We start from the raw sequence: 1,772 nt of genomic DNA on the forward strand, positions 1-1,772 counted from the left end.
GTGGAGGTACCGGCGGGGGCGCGGGCCGGCGCAGGGCGCCCGTCGTGTGGAGCGGCAAGTCGGCGCCGGGCGACCCGGGCGCCACCGGGCTCCTCCAGGCCGTACGGAACTCCGCCACGCCGCCCGCGGGCTATCGCGACACGCACGACGCGCGGACCGTACCGGGCGGCGGCCGGCCCGGCGCACCCGGGCGGCCGGGTCCGTCGGGTCCGGCCGGCGCCTCGGGCGTGTCGGGCGCGGGGACGCCGGGAGCGCCGGGCGTGTCGGGGGCGTCGGGACGGGCGTACGACTACGACGCGGGCGCCACGCAGGTCATCCCGCGGCTCGACCTCGACGGCGACGCCACGGTGGCGACCCCGGTGGTCGGAAGCCAGGGCCATGGGCGGGGAGGCCAGGGGCATGGACGCGGCCGTGGCTCCGGTGCGGGGCACGCGGCCCGTACCGGTGTGGGGCCGCTGCTGCCGCCCATGCGGCAGGCGGTCGGCGCGTACGACACGCCCGGCCCGGAGGCGGAGCCCGAACCGTATCCGGAGGCGTACCGCGAGCCGTACGCCGAGACCGGCACCGATGCCGGCACCGACGCGTACGAACTGGACGACCTGTACGACGAGAGGCACGACCACCGCTCGCGCGCCGGGCGGTACGGCGCCACCGGCACCCGGGTCGGTGACACGGCAGGCGTCCGGCACGCCTACTACCCGGGCCGCCGTATGAACCTCGGCGTGGTGCTGCTCCCGCTCCGCGTCTTCCTCGGCTTCATCTCCATCTACGCCGGCATGGGCAAGCTCTGCGACCCCGTCTACTTCGACGGCGGCGAGCGCGGCTCCATGGTCACCTGGCTCTCCTCGCTGCACCCCTGGGCCCTCGCGGAACCCCTGCGGGACTTCGCGCTCTCGCACCCGGTCGGCGCGGGCCTCAGCGTCGCCTTCCTCCAGATCGTGGCCGGCGTACTGACCGTCCTCGGCCTCTGGCAGCGGGTCGCCGCCTGCTTCGGCGCGCTGCTGTCGGCGGCGCTGCTGCTGACCGTGAGCTGGCGGACCGTTCCGGCGTACGACGCGCCCGACATCATCTACCTGGCCGCCTGGTCCCCGCTGATCATCGCGGGCGCGCCGGTCTACTCCGTGGACGGGCGACTCGCCGGCGAGGCCTGGCGTACGCTCGGGCCGCGCTCCGAGATCTGGGACCTGCGGCGCCGGGTCCTGCGCCGCGGCGGGCTCGTCGCGACCGTCGTCATCGGGCTGACGCTGCTGGTCGGTTCGGTGCTGGGCGGCGCCGTACGGTCCTCGGACATGGTGACCGTACCGGGCCCGGACACCGACCCGGTCAACCAGCTTCCGGGCGAACCGCTGCCCCGGAAACCGGGCGAGGGCGGTCGCAGCGCCTCCGGTACGCCCAGCAGCGGCGGTACGACCGAAGGCCGGCCGTCCGAACCGTCCGCGACCCGGTCGGGCACCCCCGAGGCCCAGCGGCCGGCGCAGGGCGGTGGCGGCTCCGTACCGGAGACGGGCGGTGCGACCAGCACCGGCCAGAGCCAGCAGCGACAGCCCAGCCAGCAGACCCAGGGCACCGGCCGCCAGGCCCCGCAGACGGCCGAGCAGGCCCCGCCACCGTCCAGCACCCAGGGCGGCGGCCCGTCCACCACGGGCGGCGGCGCGGGCGACGGCAGTACGGGAGCGGGCAGCGGCGACGGCGGAGGATCGAGCACGGGCGGCTCGACGTCGGGCGGCGGCAACCACAACCCGATCGGGGGGCTGCTGGGCTGAGGGCTATAC

General features: G+C 76.6%; 1 protein-coding gene. It reads left to right on the forward strand.

Annotated elements, in window-relative coordinates; all coding sequences use genetic code 11:
- The first annotated feature begins 44 nt into the window (after positions 1–44).
- Positions 45–1,763 carry a DoxX family protein gene (locus tag WH07_RS16850; RefSeq protein WP_079023295.1) on the forward strand — a complete coding sequence of 573 codons (1,719 nt, stop codon included), beginning with the start codon at positions 45–47 and terminating at the stop codon, positions 1,761–1,763.
- The last annotated feature ends 9 nt before the right edge of the window (positions 1,764–1,772 follow it).

The organism is Streptomyces odonnellii (assembly GCF_000981895.1).
GTDB classification, from domain to species: Bacteria; Actinomycetota; Actinomycetes; order Streptomycetales; family Streptomycetaceae; genus Streptomyces; species Streptomyces odonnellii.